The 18,675-nt window shown below is 39.2% G+C and carries 18 protein-coding genes; 9 read left to right on the plus strand and 9 right to left on the minus strand.

Annotation, left to right across the window (positions count from 1 at the left end; translation table 11 throughout):
• Positions 1-52 precede the first annotated feature (52 nt).
• The 6 genes from BN2458_RS10625 (at position 53) to BN2458_RS08685 (ending at position 5,627) form a co-directional block, all read left to right on the plus strand.
• Positions 53-1,150, plus strand: coding sequence for a tetratricopeptide repeat protein (locus tag BN2458_RS10625; RefSeq protein ID WP_034326891.1), 1,098 nt, complete (start codon positions 53-55; stop codon positions 1,148-1,150).
• Positions 1,150-1,950, plus strand: coding sequence for a pseudouridine synthase (locus BN2458_RS08665; RefSeq protein WP_034326894.1), 801 nt, complete (start codon positions 1,150-1,152; stop codon positions 1,948-1,950). The genes BN2458_RS10625 and BN2458_RS08665 overlap by 1 nt, the downstream gene beginning before the upstream one ends.
• A gap of 197 nt (positions 1,951-2,147) precedes the next feature.
• A complete protein-coding gene (locus BN2458_RS08670) occupies positions 2,148-3,233 on the plus strand; it encodes a methionine ABC transporter ATP-binding protein (protein ID WP_034326896.1) in 1,086 nt (361 codons plus the stop codon).
• Positions 3,226-3,936, plus strand: a complete 711-nt coding sequence (locus tag BN2458_RS08675; RefSeq protein WP_034326898.1) for a methionine ABC transporter permease — start codon at positions 3,226-3,228, stop codon at positions 3,934-3,936. The genes BN2458_RS08670 and BN2458_RS08675 overlap by 8 nt, the downstream gene beginning before the upstream one ends.
• A 20-nt stretch (positions 3,937-3,956) precedes the next feature.
• Positions 3,957-4,796, plus strand: a complete 840-nt coding sequence (locus BN2458_RS08680) for a MetQ/NlpA family ABC transporter substrate-binding protein (RefSeq protein WP_034326899.1) — start codon at positions 3,957-3,959, stop codon at positions 4,794-4,796.
• A 3-nt stretch (positions 4,797-4,799) separates the two neighbouring features.
• Positions 4,800-5,627: a MetQ/NlpA family ABC transporter substrate-binding protein gene (locus BN2458_RS08685; RefSeq protein ID WP_034343354.1), complete on the plus strand. Its 828-nt coding sequence runs from the start codon at positions 4,800-4,802 to the stop codon at positions 5,625-5,627.
• A gap of 86 nt (positions 5,628-5,713) precedes the next feature.
• On the opposite strand, the gene BN2458_RS08690 is transcribed toward BN2458_RS08685, so the two are convergent.
• Both BN2458_RS08690 and BN2458_RS08695 read right to left on the minus strand, forming a co-directional pair.
• The gene (locus tag BN2458_RS08690; RefSeq protein WP_034343352.1) at positions 5,714-6,805 is read right to left on the minus strand and encodes a cytochrome-c peroxidase; all 1,092 of its coding nucleotides are present in this window, start codon (positions 6,803-6,805) and stop codon (positions 5,714-5,716) included.
• Positions 6,806-6,818: 13 nt separating this feature from the next.
• The gene (locus BN2458_RS08695; protein WP_034343350.1) at positions 6,819-9,473 is read right to left on the minus strand and encodes a TonB-dependent receptor; all 2,655 of its coding nucleotides are present in this window, start codon (positions 9,471-9,473) and stop codon (positions 6,819-6,821) included.
• Between the two features lie 158 nt (positions 9,474-9,631).
• On the opposite strand from BN2458_RS08695, the gene BN2458_RS08700 reads away from it, so the two are divergent.
• A complete protein-coding gene (locus BN2458_RS08700) occupies positions 9,632-10,129 on the plus strand; it encodes a flavodoxin (RefSeq protein WP_011115554.1) in 498 nt (165 codons plus the stop codon).
• Between the two features lie 30 nt (positions 10,130-10,159).
• Here BN2458_RS08700 and BN2458_RS08705 read toward each other — a convergent pair whose 3' ends face one another.
• The 7 genes from BN2458_RS08705 to BN2458_RS08730 all read right to left on the minus strand — a co-directional run bounded on the left by BN2458_RS08705 (position 10,160) and on the right by BN2458_RS08730 (position 16,113).
• Entirely contained in the window at positions 10,160-10,501 is a 342-nt protein-coding gene (locus tag BN2458_RS08705; protein WP_034343349.1) for a branched-chain amino acid transporter permease, read from the minus strand.
• Positions 10,491-11,186: an AzlC family ABC transporter permease gene (locus BN2458_RS08710; protein WP_034343428.1), complete on the minus strand. Its 696-nt coding sequence runs from the start codon at positions 11,184-11,186 to the stop codon at positions 10,491-10,493. Before BN2458_RS08710 ends, BN2458_RS08705 begins: the two co-directional genes overlap by 11 nt.
• Before the next feature lies 1 nt (position 11,187).
• The gene (locus BN2458_RS09760; protein ID WP_082628722.1) at positions 11,188-11,394 is read right to left on the minus strand and encodes a DALR anticodon-binding domain-containing protein; all 207 of its coding nucleotides are present in this window, start codon (positions 11,392-11,394) and stop codon (positions 11,188-11,190) included.
• Between the two features lie 125 nt (positions 11,395-11,519).
• The gene (locus tag BN2458_RS08715) at positions 11,520-12,851 is read right to left on the minus strand and encodes an NFACT family protein (RefSeq protein WP_231944776.1); all 1,332 of its coding nucleotides are present in this window, start codon (positions 12,849-12,851) and stop codon (positions 11,520-11,522) included.
• A 32-nt stretch (positions 12,852-12,883) separates the two neighbouring features.
• The gene (locus BN2458_RS08720; RefSeq protein ID WP_034326912.1) at positions 12,884-14,434 is read right to left on the minus strand and encodes an AAA family ATPase; all 1,551 of its coding nucleotides are present in this window, start codon (positions 14,432-14,434) and stop codon (positions 12,884-12,886) included.
• A 77-nt stretch (positions 14,435-14,511) separates the two neighbouring features.
• Positions 14,512-15,381, minus strand: a complete 870-nt coding sequence (locus BN2458_RS08725; RefSeq protein ID WP_034343345.1) for an NAD(+)/NADH kinase — start codon at positions 15,379-15,381, stop codon at positions 14,512-14,514.
• Positions 15,382-15,492: 111 nt separating this feature from the next.
• Entirely contained in the window at positions 15,493-16,113 is a 621-nt protein-coding gene (locus BN2458_RS08730) for a hypothetical protein (protein WP_034343343.1), read from the minus strand.
• A 310-nt stretch (positions 16,114-16,423) separates the two neighbouring features.
• Here BN2458_RS08730 and pta point away from each other — a divergent pair, with 310 nt between their 5' ends.
• Entirely contained in the window at positions 16,424-17,434 is a 1,011-nt protein-coding gene (gene pta / locus BN2458_RS08735) for a phosphate acetyltransferase (protein WP_034343342.1), read from the plus strand.
• 21 nt (positions 17,435-17,455) lie between these two features.
• Positions 17,456-18,667: an acetate/propionate family kinase gene (locus BN2458_RS08740; protein WP_034326921.1), complete on the plus strand. Its 1,212-nt coding sequence runs from the start codon at positions 17,456-17,458 to the stop codon at positions 18,665-18,667.
• Positions 18,668-18,675 lie beyond the last annotated feature (8 nt).

An 18,675-nucleotide genomic window follows, 5' to 3' on the forward strand; every position in this document is an offset into this window, starting at 1 on the left:
TTTTTGCTTCTAAAGCCTTGTCTTTAGTGCAAATTATAGATGAAGAGGGTATATGATGAGAACGATTTTTGTGCTTGTGTGGGCGGTGTGTGTCGCCGTGATAGGTTTTGGTGAGCCATTAGAAAGTGAGGGCGCACGCGCAAGTATTTCTAATGACTTTGATAATACCGCATCAAATCTCACAGATTCTAATACAATCCCACCTACGCAAAATGCCTCTCCCTCTGGGCTTTTAGGCTCTGCCCCCCTCACTCCCGCAAATCAAATTGGTAGCGAACCAATTGAAAATATGCTTGATAATGTAAATCAATCAAATACCTTACTTAAAGCCGCTATGGGCTTTGCAAAAGATGGTGATTATGAGAGTGCATTGGGACTATTCGCACAATCTTGTGAGCAAGGTAATGCCGCAGGTTGCTTTGGCACAGGACTCATCTATATGTATGGCGCAAATACCGGTATGCCTAATCCCCAAAAGGCAGTAACTTATTATTACAAAGCTTGTGTGGGCGGAGATGCGGTAGCTTGTGCAAATCTTGCAATGGCATATGATAATGGAAATGGCATCAAAGAGGATAAAGAACAAGCCGCACAACTCTACGAAGTAGCGTGTCAGGGCGGAGATTCTCTAGGTTGCACAAATGCTGGTTGGATGTATGCTAATGGTGTGGGAGTAAAAAAGGATTATCAAAAATCACTCGCTTATTATAGTAGTGCGTGTCAGCTCGGCAGCGATTTGGGCTGCTACAACTTGGGGCTAATGAGCAATACTTATAATGTCTATGGAATGACAAAGGATAAAATGAGTTATGTAGAGATGAACTATGTTGCTTGTCAGCAGGGAGATATTGTTGGTTGCGGGAATCTCGGCTGGATGTATGCCACAGGCTCAAATGGAGCGGAAAAAAGCTACTACAATGCTGCTAAATACTTTACTCTAGCGTGTGATAGCGGATATATCCAAAGCTGCAACAATCTCGGTGTGCTGTATGATGGCGGACTTGGTGTGAGACAAGATAAACGCAAGGCAATCGAACTTTTTGGGTTGGCGTGTGATTATGGATTAGAATCTGGTTGCAATAACTACTCACTAATGAAAACAAGAGGAAGTGTAAGCGCGGGTAACAATATATTCTCCGGCTTAAAATAATGCGCCTTAATCAATACATCGCTCATCACAGCACCTATTCGCGCAGAGAAGCGGACAAACTCATACAAGAAGGGCGCGTAAGAGTTGGGCGCGTAAGGGCAGATTCACACTATGTGCTAAAAGAGGGTGAAAATGTATTTATAGATAGTAAAAAGCTCGTGCCAAAGGAGCATTTTACCTGTATCGTGTATCATAAGCCAAAGGGCGAACTCGTCAGTAAAAGCGATACGCGTGGCAGACGCGTGATATACGAGAGCTTAGGGGAAAAATTTAAGCACTTTACTTATGTGGGGCGATTAGACTTTGCAAGTGAGGGTTTGCTTATTCTCACAGATAGTGTGCCTGTGGCAAAAGCCCTTATGGAATCTCCCCTAGAGCGAAGCTATATTGTTAAGATTAATGCCCCAATCACCCAAGAAATAATAAAGGCTATGGAAGAAGGTTTTTCGTGTGAGAATGCGCGCACTGGTGGGCATAGCAAAAGCAATATTACGAGTATGGACTTCGCACCCTTTTCATCTTATAAGATTCTAAAAAATAATCCCAAACATAGTCGCATTAAAGTGAGTATCACGGAGGGAAAAAACCGCGAGTTGCGACGATTTTTTGGTGCATTTGGCGTGGAGGTGCTAGACCTACGTCGCATAAGCTATGGCTTCGTGAATCTCAATGCACTCCCTTGTGGCAAGAAGCGATTTTTTACCAAAGATGAATATAAACATCTACATACATTTTTGCACGAGAATAATGTAAGCACTGCGGGTAAAAACTACAATAAAACTAAAACAAATCAAAGCTAAATTCTAATAAATGCAATTTTTTGGATATTTTTACATTTTTATAGAATCCCTTACGCATTTTTGTGCCTTTGTTTGCAAAAATATAAATTTACATATTGTATTTTAAAAATTTTGTGATATAATCTCGGCTCTTTGTGCTTAAATTTATATCAAACACATATAATTTAGCAAGAAGTGCAAATCTTTAAGGAACGCGAGTGATAAGCTTAAAAGGCATTCATAAAACTTACCCCAATGGATTTGTTGCCCTTAAAAATATTGATTTGGAAGTATCAAAGGGCGATATAATGGGGATTATCGGCTATTCTGGTGCGGGGAAAAGCACACTTATACGCATTATTAATCGCCTTGAAGAGCCTACAAGTGGAACATTATCTATTGATAGCGTAGATATGCTTACACTCAAAGAAAAAGAACTACAAAAACAAAGACAAAAGATAGGTATGATTTTTCAACATTTCAATCTTTTGAGTGCAAAAAATGTCTTTGATAATGTCGCTTTTGCTTTGCATATTGCCAAATGGGACAAAAAGGCTATAAAGCCGCGTGTTGATGAGCTTTTGGAGCTTGTGGGTTTAAGTGAGCGAGCCAACTTTTATCCGAGCCAATTAAGTGGTGGACAAAAACAGAGGGTAGCGATAGCAAGGGCATTAGCCAATCACCCTAAAGTGCTACTTTGTGATGAAGCTACAAGTGCACTTGATACAAAAACGACACAATCCATTCTCGCATTATTGCGTGAGATACAACAAAAACTAGGTTTGAGCGTGGTGCTTATTACGCATCAAATTGAAGTTGTGCGCGAAATTTGTAACAAAATGTGCGTAATGAGTGATGGTGAGATTGTAGAGAGGGGCAATGTGAGCGAGGTATTTGCTGCACCCAAACATCACATTACACGCGAACTCATTTCTTTTCTCCCTCAAGATGAAGAGCATATTATCTCGCATTTGGAGGATTTGCATAATGTGTATAGGGTAATTTTCACAGGTCCTTACGCGCAATCTCCGCTTGTGAGCCAAATGATACGCAAATTCGATATTGATGTGAATATCTTAAGCGGACATATTGATGAGTTTGCTACGAGTAAAATCGGGCATTTGGTGCTTAAAATCGTTGCTTCAGATTCTAAAAAAGATGAGGCACTAGCGTGGCTTAAAGGGCAAGGAGTGAGTATTATAGATATAGAATCTAGCAAAGATTCTAAGCACACTTTAGAATCCATTCTCATAAATACACAAGATTCTGTATCTGTGGCGCAACAAGGAGGGGGCAATGCTTGAGTTTTTGGATTTATTCGAACGGCATTTTCTACTTTTTTTACGCGATATTTTTACCAACCCAATCGCCTTTAGCCTCGCAAAAAGTGTGTGTGAAACTCTCTATATGGTGAGTTTTTCTGTATTTTTTGCTTGTGTGTTTGGGCTGCCTTTAGGCGTGTTTTTAAGCGCAATTAAACCTTCAGGCATTATGGCAAATCCTATGCTGTATAGAATCTTAGGCTCACTTGTGAATATCGTGCGTTCATTCCCTTTTATTGTGCTTATTTTCTTGCTTTTGCCTTTATCAAAAGCTCTCATTGGCACGAGTATTGGAAGCACAGCAGCGATTATCCCACTTGTAATTGCGGCTACGCCTTTTATTGCACGGCTTTTTGAGGGTGCATTTGATGAAGTAGATAAAGGACTCATCGAAGCTACAATAAGTATGGGTGCTAGTAAAATGCGCGTAGTTATGATGATGATTAGCGAGAGTTTGCCCTCACTCACAAATGCTATTACCATTACGGCAGTAAGCCTAGTAGGATTTTCAGCTATGGCAGGGGTTGTAGGTGCTGGAGGTTTGGGGGATTTAGCCTACCGCATAGGTTTTCAGTCTTTTAAACCTGATATTCTTACCTATGCGGTGATATGTATTATCATTTTGGTGCAGTGTATTCAGTCATCAGGCGATTTCATCGTCAAACGTTTGCGCGCACATCGTTAAATCTAATATAAAGGAGAAGTATGAAAAAATTTGTTAAGTTAGCTCTTTTAGGGGGCTTGATTGTGGGCTTTGTAGCCTGTGGTGAAAGTGGTGATAGTGCCAAAAATACTACACAAACAGAAAGTAAAGCAGAGGTAAAAACACTCAAAGTTGGTGCTACACCTGTGCCTGCTGCGGAGATTTTGGAATTTATTAAACCACAAATGTTAGCAAAAGGCGTGGATATGCAGATTCAAGCTTTTACAGACTATGTTGTGCCTAATGTGTCTTTAGCAGAGGGAAGCAGTGATACAAATATGTATCAGCATAAGCCATTTATGGATAAGACAAACGAGGAGAAGGGCTATAAGCTCGTGGCATTAGCACCTATTTATGTTGTGCCACTTGGATTTTACTCTCATAAAGTAAAACATATTGATGAGTTGCCAGAGGGTGCAAATATCGCAATTCCGGGTGATGCGTCAAATATGGCGAGGGCTTTTATATTGCTACACGATAATGGTGTGATTACACTTAAAGATTCACAAAATCTTAGTGCAACAGAAATGGATATTATAGAAAATCCTAAAAAACTTATCTTTAAGCCTATTGAAGCAGCTTCTTTGCCTATGGTGCTTGATAGTGTTGATGGTGCAGTGATTAATGCAAACTACGCACTTCAGGCAAATATGAGCATTAAAGAAGCACTTTTTCACGAAAATGATAAAAGTGCTTATGTAAATGTGCTTGTCGCGCGCGAAGACAATAAAGACGATGAGCGTATAGCCGTGCTTAAAGATGCGCTTTTGAGCGATGAAACAAGGGATTTTATCCTTGAAAAATATAAGGGTGAAATTATCCCTGCAAATACAAAGGAGTAAATAATGAAAAAACTAGCTGCATTATTATTAGTAGGATTGGCATTTGTTGGCTGCGGTGATGGAAAAAAAGATGGAGAATCCACCGCACAAGAACAAAATGTAGGGCAAGATTCAAAAGTTATTCTCAAGGTTGGTGCTACGCCTGTGCCTCACGCAGAGATTTTGGAAGTTATTAAGTCTGATTTGGAAAAAGAGGGCATTGACTTGCAAATCGTGCAATTCACGGATTATGTAACGCCAAATAGCGCACTTAATGATGGCTCACTTGATGCAAATTTTCATCAACATAAGCCTTTTTTGGATTCACTCAAAAGCGACAGAGGATACACACTAGAGCCGATTGCAAATATCCACATTGAGCCTATCGGGCTGTATGCAAGTAAGTTTAAAAATATTGATGAGTTGCCAAATGGCGCAGTTGTCGCTATTCCTAATGACCCAAGTAATGGTGGGAGGGCGCTTCTTTTGCTTGAAGCAGAGAATCTTATCAAATTAGCAGATTCTGCAAATCTTCAGGCTACCGAGCTTGATATTGTTGAGAATCCTAAGGAATTAAAGATTAAGCCTGTGGAAGCTGCACTTTTGCCACGCACATTAGATGATGTTGATGCAGCTGTAATAAATGGTAATTATGCCTTACAAGCAGGTTTAAGCAGTGCTAATGCGCTTATTTTGGAAGGTGCGCAATCCCCTTATGCAAATATTCTAGTTGTGCAAAGCACAAGAGTGAATGATGAGAATCTCCAAAAGCTTAAAAAAGCTTTGCAAAGCCAAAAGGTAAAAGATTTTATTCAGCAGCACTATCAAGGCGAGATTGTGCCTGTATTTTAATATTCTTAAGAGATATAGAATCCTTAAAGCTAGATTCTATATCTCAAGGCTAACTACACCTATTTTTTCTCTCGCATTTATGCACTTTATAAAGTCTTTAAAAATGCTTCTAAAGCTTCAATTTCATCACTTGTAAGGTTAAGTTTTTGTAAGAGTGGGTCAGTGTGAGGAAATGGCAAACTTTTAAGTGCCTTTGTGTTTTCTTGATTGTCTATATTTTTGGGTGGCTTAGGGTGAAACATACCTGCATTGTAGGCATTAAGCACCCCTATTAAATGTGGGAATAATCCGTTGTGCATATAAGGAGCTGTCCTTGATACACCTCGCAAACTTGGAGTTTTAAATTTGCCAATATCATCATTATTATGTGTTACTTCATATCTCCCTAAATCCTCATATTTACGCCCGATAAAATGTAATCCTAGATTATGATATGTCCCATCGCTAAAGCTTACTCCATTGTGGCAATTCATACATCTACCTTTTGTACGAAAAAGATGTAACCCCCAAATCTCCTTGTCTTTAAGGGCATCTTTTTTACCATTTAAGAATCTATCAAATCGCGTGGGATTTAGCATAGTGGAGCGTTCATAGGTAGCTATGGCTTGTGCCATAAGCTCGGGAGTGATTTTCTCACTCCCAAAGGCTTCTTTAAATTTTTGCTTGTAAGCTTTAATCTTGGCAATTTTTTTAGCAGCAGATTGTGGATTGTAAGCCATTTCTTTAGGGTCAGATATGGGAAAAAGGGTTTGAGATTCTAAAGTGTCTGCTCTGCCGTCCCAAAATAGCTCCTTGCTAAAGGCACTCATCGTTATACTTGGAGCATTGCGCTTACCACTCTGACGATTATGTCCATAGCTTACCTTTCTACCATCGCCAAAGCCTAATTCTTTCTCGTGGCAAGAAGCACAGGCAATTTGATTAGAAACAGAAAGTTTAGGGTCATTAAAAAGCATTTCGCCAAGTTCTACCTTGGCTTTTGAGTAGGGATTAGAATCTGGATAGGGTGGGGTTTTAGGCAATGGAGCAAGTTCTTGCCATTTTACTCCCTCATCAACAAAAGGCTTTTGCCATTGTGATGAGGGTTTGAGATACATTTGTCGCAAAGATTCTATATTTTTTGGCAGGGCATAGACATATGTTACCCACAGCATTAAAAGATAAATGCAGTATTTCATATTTGCTCCTTTATTAATACTTGTATCCTACTTGCATCCAAAATTGTCGTCCTATTTCATATACGGGCACAGCGGTGCTAGTTGAATATATGAGAGTATTTAAGGAACTTGTTGTGGTCATATTTTGTGTATTAAGCATATTATACACATCAAGATTCATAAAGAATATATTGCCTTTATAAACATTGACTTCAAAGCCTATACGCATGTCCCAAGTAAAAGCACCCTTAAAGTGCATTTTTCCATATTGATTACCACTAAAGCTAGGGTCTCTATCGGGGCTATTGTTAGGAATAAGCACCATTCTGTCATATCCTGCCCTGTATCTAAAAAAGTTATTCAATAGCCACTTAGTGCGTCCAATGCTAAAACTATGCGTAGTATTAAGACGCAGGGTGTATGGACGCGTGTAATTATCTGTGGGTCTATCGCGGTATTTTATAATCTGCCCATTATACATAATATCCGTATCATCATAATAAGCTTCATCAGCAGCAAAAAGATTGTAAGTGCGTTTGGTATTTGTCAAATCAAATGCTAAAAAATAATAATGTTTAATATTGAATATATTAATAGGGGCAATATTGTTGAATGTAAGAGTGATAATATCGCTTTTTGAACTGCCGTCATTGGTATAAAAATTATAGCTGTTGCTATATCCGGGAAGTGCAGGGGCATTGCCACTTGATGCGCTTCTTTGTCTGCGCATTATCTCATCTTTACCATTACGATGAATATACTTAAGTGTGGTGGTAAAATGATGTATATTTTGGGAGATTCCTACCATTAGCTCATCATCATAAGGCACATTGAGTTGGCTAAATTTTGTGCCTTGAGTGCTTGTGTAAGCTGTGTTGAGTTGCCAATCACTAAGGACATTGTTGTTTAAGCTTCTTGTATATCTGTTTTGTTGTGAAAGTGTAGAATCATAAAGACGATAAGAGAAAAGATTGCGTCCATAGTAGCGATTTACCCCAAATATAAAGGTGCTTTTATAGGCATTATCCCAAGGCGCAGTATAATTCAGCGAGAATCGAGGCGCTAGGGTATGCTTATCCATATAATTATCACCATCAAGCCTAAGCCCAAAGCGCGTATTTACCTCCCCATATCCTTGCAAATCAAGCTTTACATCATCTTCAGCATAAATGCCATAGGAGAGGTTATGGAGATTTACTTTACCACCATTGTATATTATGATGCCATTTATATATTGCCCTAGATATAAAACACCATTTCTTGAAAAAGGAGCGTTAGAGCAGGTATCCAAGCCAAAATTATCTATTCCACAATTTGAAATGTTTTGAGTAAAGCCTTGCGGTGCACCATTGCTTGAGTATGTATTGCCTAATCTATGCTGACTCACATCTTGGTAGATTAGCTCCCCACCTACGCGGAGGGTATGTGCGGTTTTCCATAACTCTAATGACTCAAAAGTCATATCACTTTTATAGTTTAGAGTGTTTTGTAATTGATCTATATTTCCATATCCACCCTCATATACGTATCCTGTATTCGTATTTGTAGGGATTGTCCAATTCTTATCTCCTGCACTATAATACCACCAACGATAAAAATCTGAATCACTGCGCCTTGAATTTTGCAGTCGTGAATAGCCTAAGCTATTTGTCCATAGCCCTCCTTTTGTATCCAACAAAGTTTTAACCCCAGCTTGATAGCCGCCCATTTGTATAGTATTATAACTATCCCTTGCAAGATTATTGTAGTAGGTATTAAATTGTGGCATATAGCCCAAATTTGCTTCTAAAGTAAAGTTTTCTGTGGGATTGTAATGTGCCTTGATATAGTAATTATCGCTAATGCGCTTTTGTTCGCGCTTACTATTTAGCTCTGTGCCACCTACAAAACGACTCACATTATAGCTATTAAGCGGAATATAACTTTGTATGGTTGAAAATGAGCCAATAAGCCCTAGATTCTTTGTTGCATATCCCTCTGCATTTGTCCTTATCAAATGCTTTATAAAATGGGGCTGATAATTTTCATCGCTTGAAGTGGCAAAGGCAGATTCCTCACTCTCTTGGATATGATATTGCGTGAGTTTATCACTTGTGTATTGATAGCTAATGTTCCCGTGAAATGAATCATTGCGAGGTTTTCGGATATTTGCTTCTACTACGCCACCAGTAAATCTCCCATAGGCAGCAGAGACATTAGAATCTTGCACAATGATGGATTCTAAGAGTGAGGTATCTATATTTATTCCTTGTGGGCGTGAGCTAGGCAGCCCGATTAAATTGTTTGAATCTGTCCCACCAATAGTATTCAAATCATTATTCATATTAAATCCATCAAGCATAAAGTTGTTTTGATAAAAAAGCCCTCCGCTGATGCTAATATTTGCGGGGTCTATTTCTCCAGGAGTTGTGCTTTTTAGCTGTGCATTATCATATTGCACATTAGGAAGGATTCTAAGGATTGAAGTTATATCGCCATTGCCACTAGGATTAGATTCTAAAATATTTTTTGAGAGAGAATTACTGCTTTGATAAGACTTTGTTTCATCTGTGGTAGTTATAATTGATGTGGGGAGTTCAACTTGTTTTGTCTGTTTATTTGTTTGTAAAAAGGTTGGAATCGTAAGACCATTGTCTGCATACATACTCACTTGAGCTATAAAAAGTATATTTATAGTATTTATTTTCATTACTTTTACCTTTATTAATAAAATATCGCATACTAATATATTATTCTTAAATATAAATAAAAATCATTCTTATTTTATATAATAGAATCTTATTTTTTACTTTATTATTATCTTTCATAGTGTAAAGTCAAAAAATATATTTATAAAAGGAGTTCATATTGAAAAAAATTGGTTTATTTTATGGAAGCGATGGTGGCACTACGCAAGAAGTTGCTCAAAAAATTGCTGATAAATTAGGCGATTGTCAAATATTTGATGTTGCTTCAAGTAAAGCTGATGATTTAAGTGCATTTGAGAATCTTATTTTTGCTACACCTACTTATGGTTCAGGTGATTTACAAGATGATTGGGATAGTTTTCTTTCTAGTATTGATGAAGCTGCTTTTTCAGGTAAAACTATCGCTCTTGTAGGGCTTGGCGACCAAGAAATTTATAGCGAAACTTTTTGTAATGGTATTGCACATATTTATGAAAAAGTATCAAAACAAGGAAAAATTATTGGACAAACAAGCACAGATGGCTACACTTTTGATGAGAGTTTGGCAGTTGTAAATGGAAAGTTTGTAGGCTTAGTCATTGATGAGGTTAATCAAGAAGATATGACAGATAGCAGAATTCAAGCGTGGGTAAAGACACTTAAAGGTGCTTTTGCTTAATATTTATTTATACCCTAGAGATTTTTGATTCTAGGGTATAAAATCTAAAATTGCATTTTGTATTAATATCATATAAGTGATAGTTCCACATACAATGCTTAAAACGGGAATCTTAAACACTATATGTATGTAGCTTACTACTAAGACAGCAATAATTTCATTAAGTCCATATGGAGAGTGCTCTAAATCCATATCTTTAAGGCAATATATAATAAGCATTGCAATAATTGCACTTGGCAGCACTTTACCTAAAGAGACAATGAATGTGGGTGTAGATTTAGCAAAGATAATAAAAGGCAAAAAGCAACTTAAGAGAGTATTAAGCGCAATAAGTGCAATAAGAAGGACCGAGTGCAAAATTTCAGGCGACAATGGGTTTTCTCCATAGGCTTAATATAACACAAATGCCCACAAGTGAGGGGATTAAAAATTGTTGTGCCCCAAAAATATATAAACATATTAAACTTATTATAATGCCAATGAGTGCAGGAATACGCATTGTTTTATTACGCCATTGTTCAATAAAAATCACAACAAAAATAGCACTCATCACAAAATCAAGTCCATTAGAATCAAACTCAAGCTTTCCACCAAGTGCTGCTCCAAGAGTGCAGCCTATAACCCAATAGCTTTGATTGAGCGCAGCGATAAAAAAATCAAACCATTGTTTATCTACTCCTGTTTTGGGAGACTTAAGATTAAGAAGTGCAAGGGTCTCATCAGTGAGGGAATAAATCATATAATAACGCTTTTTGCCCATACGTTTAAACCTCTCTAACATACTTATAGAGTAAAAAATTTGTCGTGCATTAATCATAGAAACAAGCACAAAGCTCTCCCATAAGCCAGCTCCACTTGCTATGAGCCCGACAGCAATAAATTGTGTCGTTCCCCCATAAATAGCCACTGCCATTATAGCTGCCCATATCGCACCATAACCTGTTTTTTGCAATAAGATACCAAATACTGCACCCATAAAAATATAACCAAGCATAATAGGAATTGTATGTGGAAAAGCATCTTTAAGAGCAATAAATGCTTTTGAGCTCTGGCACATATTACATTCTTGTTTTTGCTTTAATTCCAAGCAGAGATAATCCAAGTGTGAGGCTTTGGCTGACAATCATTAGCACATAAAGAATACTTGATTCATTTGGACTTTGCAAGATTTTGTGTGTATTATAAAAGCTGTGAAATGAAGCAGAGAGGCTTTTAAGATAATCACATATTTTTTGAATCTCTCTATCGCGAAAGCTAGATTCTATTTTTTAAATTTCTTAAATTATGAGGATTTTAAGGGCTTGAAAGATTTTTAAAAAAGATATAAAAGCCCCATTAATGCTATTTTATAAATCCTTTTAGAAACTCACATATTTCTTTATTCAAAAACTCAACATATTTTATCATCATCTCGTATGCGGTAGTGGAGACTTTGATACTTCGCATAAACTACCTGTGCGCCCGGTGCTGCCTTGACAAATTTCCTCCTCGTATAATCTACCACAAAATCCCCTACGCCCTTTCGTGCCGCATACAACCCTACTAAAACACTTCCGGCTTTGCGTAAAATAGCCTCACTCGGGGCTTTCTTGCCACAATGGATAATCATATGCGCACTTGGCACATCGCGTATATGCAGCCACATATCATCAGCCCGTGCAGATTCTAAAAGTCGCTGATTATCTTTGACATTGCGCCCCACACTCACTTTGAATCCCTCTATAAAAAAACTCTCTCCCTCTTTTGAATGCAAATCTTTTTGCTTTTTAGGCGGAGGCGCAAAGACTTCAGCCATCTCGTCAAAACGTTCTATACAGGCGATTTGATGTGCGATAAATTGTATCCGCTCTTCTAAATTTTCAACCTGTTTATGCAAATGTGCCGCCTTTTTTTGATATTTTTTGCTTTGATTAAAATACCAATTCCCCGCCTCTTGCAAATCTCGTAGCTCGGGGAGTGGCACACATACATTGTTTCCATTCACATCTTGCAAAGTAATAGAATCCGCAGTGATTTTATGTGTAGGCAAAAGATGAAGTGAGCTAAAAATAAGCCCACCATACTCGGCATATGTTTTTGCAGATTCTAAAAGCCCTTCCTGCTTAGGCAGCGTCTCTAAGCTCCGCATAAGCGCATTTTGCTTTGATTTGAGGGATTTTAGAATCTGCCCTCTTTTGCGCTCCTTTGCCTTAATATATGTCGCCTTGTAAGCTTCATAAAGCAGAGTCTCCACAGATTCTATTGCGATAGGCTCATAAGGCTTAGGATTTGTAGGCTGTGACAGAGGTTTTAGAATCTTACCCACGCGCACTTCACGACTTGACTTATGCTCGGGGATATGGCGCAGAGCCTCACACACGACAAAATTCTTATCGCACAAAACCACATTAGTATGCTTACCTGTAAATTCACATACAAGCCAAAAATACTGCTTTTTATACTGCTCCTTTTGCTCCAACAAAAAGCGCAGGATTCTATTCTCCCCATCAACACTGATAGATTCTATACGCGCCTTTGTCGTGCATTGCGCGAGTTTAGCATCAAATGGCGCACAAAAAACCTTTGGGCTTATAACTTCCTCATCACTCATAAATATGCCACTCTGTGAGCGCGTCATATCAAAACAAATTCTGCTTCGCGCGCCCTGCGCGTTTTCGCATACAAGCACAAAGAGATTATCACCCTTGCGCTTAAAGCTAATGATAGTTTTCATTTGCTGCATATAGTTGCAAAAGCCTTTGAGTAAGGCAATATTCACGATTTTGCACCCTTATTTAAATGCGCTCGTGCAAACTCGAGGGCTTCATCTGTGATATTTGAGCCACTAATAATACGAGCTACTTCGCGCACACGTCCTTCAAAATCAAGCTTGGTAATCACGCTATTGCCCTCTTTTTTCTCCACTAGATAATGCGTATCCGCAAGGGAGGGCATATGCGTTTGATGAGAGATAGCAAAGATTTGATAAGTGCGTGAAAGTGTTTTGAGAATCTGCGCCACCCCCTCGCTCTCCTCACCACTTAAATTCGCGTCAATCTCATCAAGCACCAAAATACCGCTTCGAGGTTCAATCTCCATTTGGATACACATCATCGCAAGGCGCAAACGATTGTATTCCCCAGAGGAGAGGACATTCGCATCGCTTTTTCCTAGCATAATCGCGCATTCACTTATGCCATTTTGGCTTAAAGGCACTTGCGTGAGATATAGCACACTCTCTTTAAGGCGCAACTTCGCGCAAAGCTCGTTAATACGCGTGTTAAGCTCTGCGAGGTGCTTTTGGCGATTTGTGTGTAATGTGAGTGCATTTACCTCACAAGATTTAGCAAGTGTTTCAATCTGCTTTTGCAAAGCTTGTTTATCAAAGCTTAGATTCTCATACTCTTGCAGTTTCTGCTTCTGTTCCGCGAGATACTCCAAAGTCTGCGTAATGCTCCCAAAACGGCGAATAAACTCGGCTAAGGCAGCAATTCTATCAAGCACTTCTTCGGCATTAAGCTCATCTAAACTCTCTAGCTGCTCCTCGTGCATTTGCACGATAGATTCAAACTCATTCAAGCCTTCAACGAGGCTAGGGCAGGATTTATCCACGAGATTTAAAAAACCCTCAAAACTCTGTGTTAGCTCAAGTGCTCGGCGCACCTGATAGAGTTGCTCTTTAATCTTTTCCTGCTTGGAGAGCATTTTTTTGAGTGATAAAAGCTCCTCATACTCACCCTCTTTAGGCTTTAAAGATTCTATTTTTGAAATTTCAAATGTCGCAAACTCCTTTAATGAGGCAATATGCGCCTCTTTAGATTCTAGATCCTTAAGCTTATTTTGAGCCTCATTAAGATGTTTAAAATCCGCTTCATATTGTGTTAAAAGCACACTATGCTTAGAATCTTTGCTTCCCACAAACACATCAAGGATTCTTAAAATATTGCTATTTTTAAGCTCATCTGCGCCCTTGGTGCTGATATGCTTGGCAAATCCACTCACAATCTCATTTAATCTTTTTTTCGAGCTTGAGATATGATTTAAAAAATAGCGCGTTTTATCCTTTTTAAGAATACTAAGCACGATTTCATCATCATCGTTTGGAATCCCATTTGTCTCCCAATCAAAGTCAATGCTATCTAGCGCAATATTTGCCTCAATGAGGTCTGCATTACTCTCTTTGATACCAAAAATCGCAAGAAGAGATTCCATAAATACCGACTTACCGCTACCACTCGCGCCGCTGAAGACATTAAAGCCCCCCTGCATATACAATTCTACATCTTTGAACGCGGGAGAATTGTGGATAAGAATCCGCTTAATCATTAATGCTCCTTCATATCACCTTAAAATATGCCAGATTCTGCCATTATAAAATCCTTTGGCAAAGTCTTTATTTTAGATTAAAATTCATCGCCCCATTTAAATTTTTCTTTCAACACACTAAAATAATCCCTCGTGCGCGGATAGATGAGCTTTGCCCCCTGTGAGAGAGCCTGAATCTGCACGCGATGAGAGGGTGTTATATCTATCATTTCTTGCCCATCGATAATAAGCTTTGCTCTTTGCTGTGCCTGAAATTCTAACACAAATTCATCATTTAGCACCAATGGACGCTGTGTAAGCGAGTGTGGCGCAATGGGTGTAAGCAAAATATTGCGACAATAGGGATAAATCACCGAGCCACCCGCGCTAATATTATACGCAGTCGAGCCTGTGGGTGTGCCGATGATAAGTCCATCACAACCATAGGTATTAAAATGCTTGCCATCAATGCTCGCGCCAATTCGCACCATACCGCTTAACTCGTGCTTTGAGATGAGGAATTCATTAATGGCAATAAATGTATGCAAAAGATTTTGCGCTTCATCATACACATTTGCTTGAAGCAGTAGATGCTCTTGCAAAATGTAGTCGCCACTTTTTAAGCAGGGGATAAAGGCACTAAGGTGTTGAGGCATAAATGCTGTGAGGAATCCTAATCGCCCGGTATTTATCCCCATACAAGGCAGCTTATACTCAAAGGTGCGGCGAAGCATAGAAATTAAAGTCCCATCGCCACCTAAGCTAAAAAATGCATCACATTGCGCAGCAATCGAGGCAAAATCCTGCCCCAAAAGTTCTATCATACCCCCACTAATGCTTTCTAGCACTACCTCAATACCCGCGTTATCAAGCTCTTCACGCACCTGCAAAAATGTGCTTTTAAGCTCTGGTGTGGAGGGACGCAAGACAATGCCGACTTTTTGAATACTTGGATTTATCTTATCCATATCTCCCCCTATTTAGTTCTCATAGCAGATTCACAGCGCATAGCGACTTTACAGAATTTTGCACTTAAGACTTTGGGGATTCTATCAAAACTCCTCTAATGTGCGCTACCCTTACTCCACATAAAACGCCCGAACAACAAAGCCCCGCTCTCTTGCTTTTTGCTGACTTAAGCCCTCAAAGACCGCGACATTAGGTAGCTTTTTGCCAACAACATAAATTGCCTCTCGTGCGCGAAAACTTGCTAAGCCCTCTTGCTTGAGCTCTGGGCTTGAACCCGCATAGGGGAGATTATCCACGATGCCAGAAACTTCAAAGGCGACAATTTTATTATCCTTTTGAATCATATCTATAATACCGCTACTTAGCTCACTAAAACATTCTTGTGGCATACCCCAACGTCCTATTTTCATATTTTTACAATACGCAACAATTTTATCCTTTGGCTTGATTGAATACTTAAGTTTCACAGAAATATTATCACGTTCTTTTTTGAGGGCATTACTCTGTGCTTTCAAAAGCTCAATTTGATTATCTTTGGCATCAAGCTGTGATTGCTTGATAGAATCTTGCTCAAGGAGGCGAGATTCTATATTTTGTGTAATCTCATCAAGTGTTGAGTTTGAAAACGCTGCCATATAGTAATATCCGCCACCAAGCACACATAAAAGTATGATAATAGCAACTAAAAAATACCATTTCGCTCTACTTGCGTTATTTGCACTCCTTGCCATCAATAACTCCTTTACAAATCCTGTCCTGCCGTGAGGCTTGTTTAGAGTGAAAGTAGCAAAAGTCATTCCTTTTGGGATAATGCCTTGTTATTTATAACGAGGTAGATTTCTAAAAATTATAGAATCTTATAAGAATCCAAAAATTGCGAAATTATGCACAGCTTGTTTCTAAATGTAAAAAGATTAAAAAAAATTTATCTAAAGTGTAGATTTTCTACACATCAAAAGCAGCAAGCCTCTTTTTACACCATAGCATTAAACACACTTGTTTATGATTAAAACATCTCAATATTGAATCGGAGGAAATACTATGAGTTTTATCGATAGGCTCAAAACACAGGCAAAGCAACGAAAAAAGACAATTGTCCTGCCAGAAACCACTGATGTGCGCACGCTTGAGGCGGCAATAAAGATTCTAAATGAGGATTTTGCCCATCTCATCTTGCTCGGCGATAAGGAGGAGATTTGCGCCAAAGCAAAAACAGAGCTTGGCAATCTCCCCACCGATTTACTGCAAAAGGCAACTTTTCTTAGCCTCAAAGATACCACGCTATTAGACGAACTTATAACACTCGTGATCAAACTACGCGAACATAAGGGCGTGGATAGCACGAAAGCAAAGGAGCTTTTACTCAATGATTCTTTGTATTTTGGTGCGGCTCTTGTGAGGGCAGGAAAGGCTGATGGAATGGTGGCTGGAGCTACTCGTGCGACTTCTGATGTGCTACGCGCCGGACTACAAATCGTAGGCACTGCACCAGATTCCAAACTCGTCTCAAGCTTTTTTGTAATGGTCGTGCCAAATTGCGACTATGGGCTTAATGGCACACTTGTGTTTGCCGACTGCGGATTATGCCAAAATCCAAATGCGGAGGAACTCGCACAAATCGCACTCTCAAGCGCAAAGAGTTTTGAATCCATTATCCACAGCGAACCATTTGTAGCTATGTTGAGCCATTCTACCTATGGCAGTGCGAAGCACCCCGATGTCGATAAGGTAGTAGAGGCGACAAAAATCGCAAAATCCCTAGCCCCCAACATTAAGATTGATGGCGAATTGCAACTTGACGCGGCAATCGTGCCAAGTGTAGGCTCATCAAAGGCAAAAGGTTCAAATGTCGCAGGAAAGGCGAATGTGTTGGTATTCCCGGATTTAGATTCTGGAAACATCGGCTACAAGCTCGTGCAAAGATTTGCTAAGGCTGAAGCTTATGGACCAATCACGCAGGGTATGGCTGCACCAATCAATGATCTCTCAAGAGGGTGCAGTGCAGATGATATTGTAGGTGTGGTAGCTATTAGCGCACTCCAAGCAAAATAAATACAAATTAAGGAAAAAAAAATGAATGTTTTAGTTATAAATTGTGGCAGTTCGTCTTTGAAGTTTCAACTCATCAATACAAATACTGAAAAGGTCCTTGCCTCAGGTATTTGCGACAGAATCGGTATTGAGGGCAGTGTGCTTAATTACAAAACAGGTGAAGGCAAGAAATATGAGAAAAAAGAATCTATGCCAAATCACACAAAAGCCATAGAAATGGTGCTAGAAGCCTTGACAAACAAGGAATATGGCGCGATAAAATCGCTTGATGATATACGCGCTATCGGGCATCGCGTGGTGCATGGAGGAGAGTTTTTTAAAGAATCTGTGCTAGTAAATGACTATGTGATTGAACGCATTAGAGAATGCTCCGACCTAGCACCCTTGCATAATCCCGCGCATTTAATGGGGATTGAAGCGTGTAAGGCAAAAATGCCCCATACACCTATGGTGGTAGTTTTTGATACCGCATTTCATCAAACTATGCCACCAAAAGCATATATTTATGGTGTGCCTTATGAATGGTATGAAAAACACAAAGTGCGCAGGTATGGATTCCACGGGACAAGCCACAAGTATGTATCGCAAAAAACAGCGGAATTTTTGGGGCTTGACTACAATGAGTCAAAAATCATCGTGTGCCACCTAGGGAATGGCTCATCAATCTCGGCAATCAAAAATGGCGAGTGTGTAGATACAAGTATGGGACTTACCCCACTTGAAGGCTTGATTATGGGAACGCGCAGTGGGGATTTAGACCCGGCGATTATAGAGTATATCTCTAAGCGCGAAGATTTAGATATACAAAGCATTCTTAATATTCTCAACAAAAAATCAGGTGCGCTTGGTATTTCTGGCATATCGAGCGACTTTAGGGATTTGCTTGATGCGGATTTGGGAGGAAATGAGCGCGCTAAACTTGCTCGCCACGCCTTTGCTTATCGCGTAATGAAATATGTCGGTGCGTATTGTGCGGCAATGAATGGTGTCGATGCGGTAAGTTTCTGTGCAGGCGTGGGAGAAAATGCAAAATTTATACGCGGTATGATTGTTAATAATCTTGCATTTTTAGGTGTAAAGCTTGATGAGGAAGCAAACAATGTTTGTGGCAAAGAGGCAATTATCTCTACACCAGATTCTAAAGTAAAAGTATGTGTAATACCCACAAATGAGGAACTTGTAATTGCACGAGATACGAAAACAATCGTTTCCCAACTCAAAGATGAAAAATAACTCTACAA

Origin of the sequence: Helicobacter typhlonius, from assembly GCF_001460635.1 — a bacterium.
Lineage (GTDB): Bacteria > Campylobacterota > Campylobacteria > Campylobacterales > Helicobacteraceae > Helicobacter_C > Helicobacter_C typhlonius.

What these genes read in the sequence shown, in the direction of transcription:
- BN2458_RS08715 (WP_231944776.1), bottom strand. Translation starts at nt 12,851, where the DNA reads ATGCAGCAAATGAAAACTATCATTAGCTTTAAGCGCAAGGGTGATAAT.
- BN2458_RS10625 (WP_034326891.1), top strand. Translation starts at nt 53, where the DNA reads ATGATGAGAACGATTTTTGTGCTTGTGTGGGCGGTGTGTGTCGCCGTG.
- BN2458_RS08695 (WP_034343350.1), bottom strand. Translation starts at nt 9,473, where the DNA reads ATGAAAATAAATACTATAAATATACTTTTTATAGCTCAAGTGAGTATG.
- BN2458_RS08685 (WP_034343354.1), top strand. Translation starts at nt 4,800, where the DNA reads ATGAAAAAACTAGCTGCATTATTATTAGTAGGATTGGCATTTGTTGGC.
- BN2458_RS08720 (WP_034326912.1), bottom strand. Translation starts at nt 14,434, where the DNA reads ATGATTAAGCGGATTCTTATCCACAATTCTCCCGCGTTCAAAGATGTA.
- BN2458_RS08730 (WP_034343343.1), bottom strand. Translation starts at nt 16,113, where the DNA reads ATGGCAAGGAGTGCAAATAACGCAAGTAGAGCGAAATGGTATTTTTTA.
- pta (WP_034343342.1), top strand. Translation starts at nt 16,424, where the DNA reads ATGAGTTTTATCGATAGGCTCAAAACACAGGCAAAGCAACGAAAAAAG.
- BN2458_RS08675 (WP_034326898.1), top strand. Translation starts at nt 3,226, where the DNA reads ATGCTTGAGTTTTTGGATTTATTCGAACGGCATTTTCTACTTTTTTTA.
- BN2458_RS08690 (WP_034343352.1), bottom strand. Translation starts at nt 6,805, where the DNA reads ATGAAATACTGCATTTATCTTTTAATGCTGTGGGTAACATATGTCTAT.
- BN2458_RS08740 (WP_034326921.1), top strand. Translation starts at nt 17,456, where the DNA reads ATGAATGTTTTAGTTATAAATTGTGGCAGTTCGTCTTTGAAGTTTCAA.
- BN2458_RS08725 (WP_034343345.1), bottom strand. Translation starts at nt 15,381, where the DNA reads ATGGATAAGATAAATCCAAGTATTCAAAAAGTCGGCATTGTCTTGCGT.
- BN2458_RS08710 (WP_034343428.1), bottom strand. Translation starts at nt 11,186, where the DNA reads ATGTGCCAGAGCTCAAAAGCATTTATTGCTCTTAAAGATGCTTTTCCA.
- BN2458_RS08665 (WP_034326894.1), top strand. Translation starts at nt 1,150, where the DNA reads ATGCGCCTTAATCAATACATCGCTCATCACAGCACCTATTCGCGCAGA.
- BN2458_RS08680 (WP_034326899.1), top strand. Translation starts at nt 3,957, where the DNA reads ATGAAAAAATTTGTTAAGTTAGCTCTTTTAGGGGGCTTGATTGTGGGC.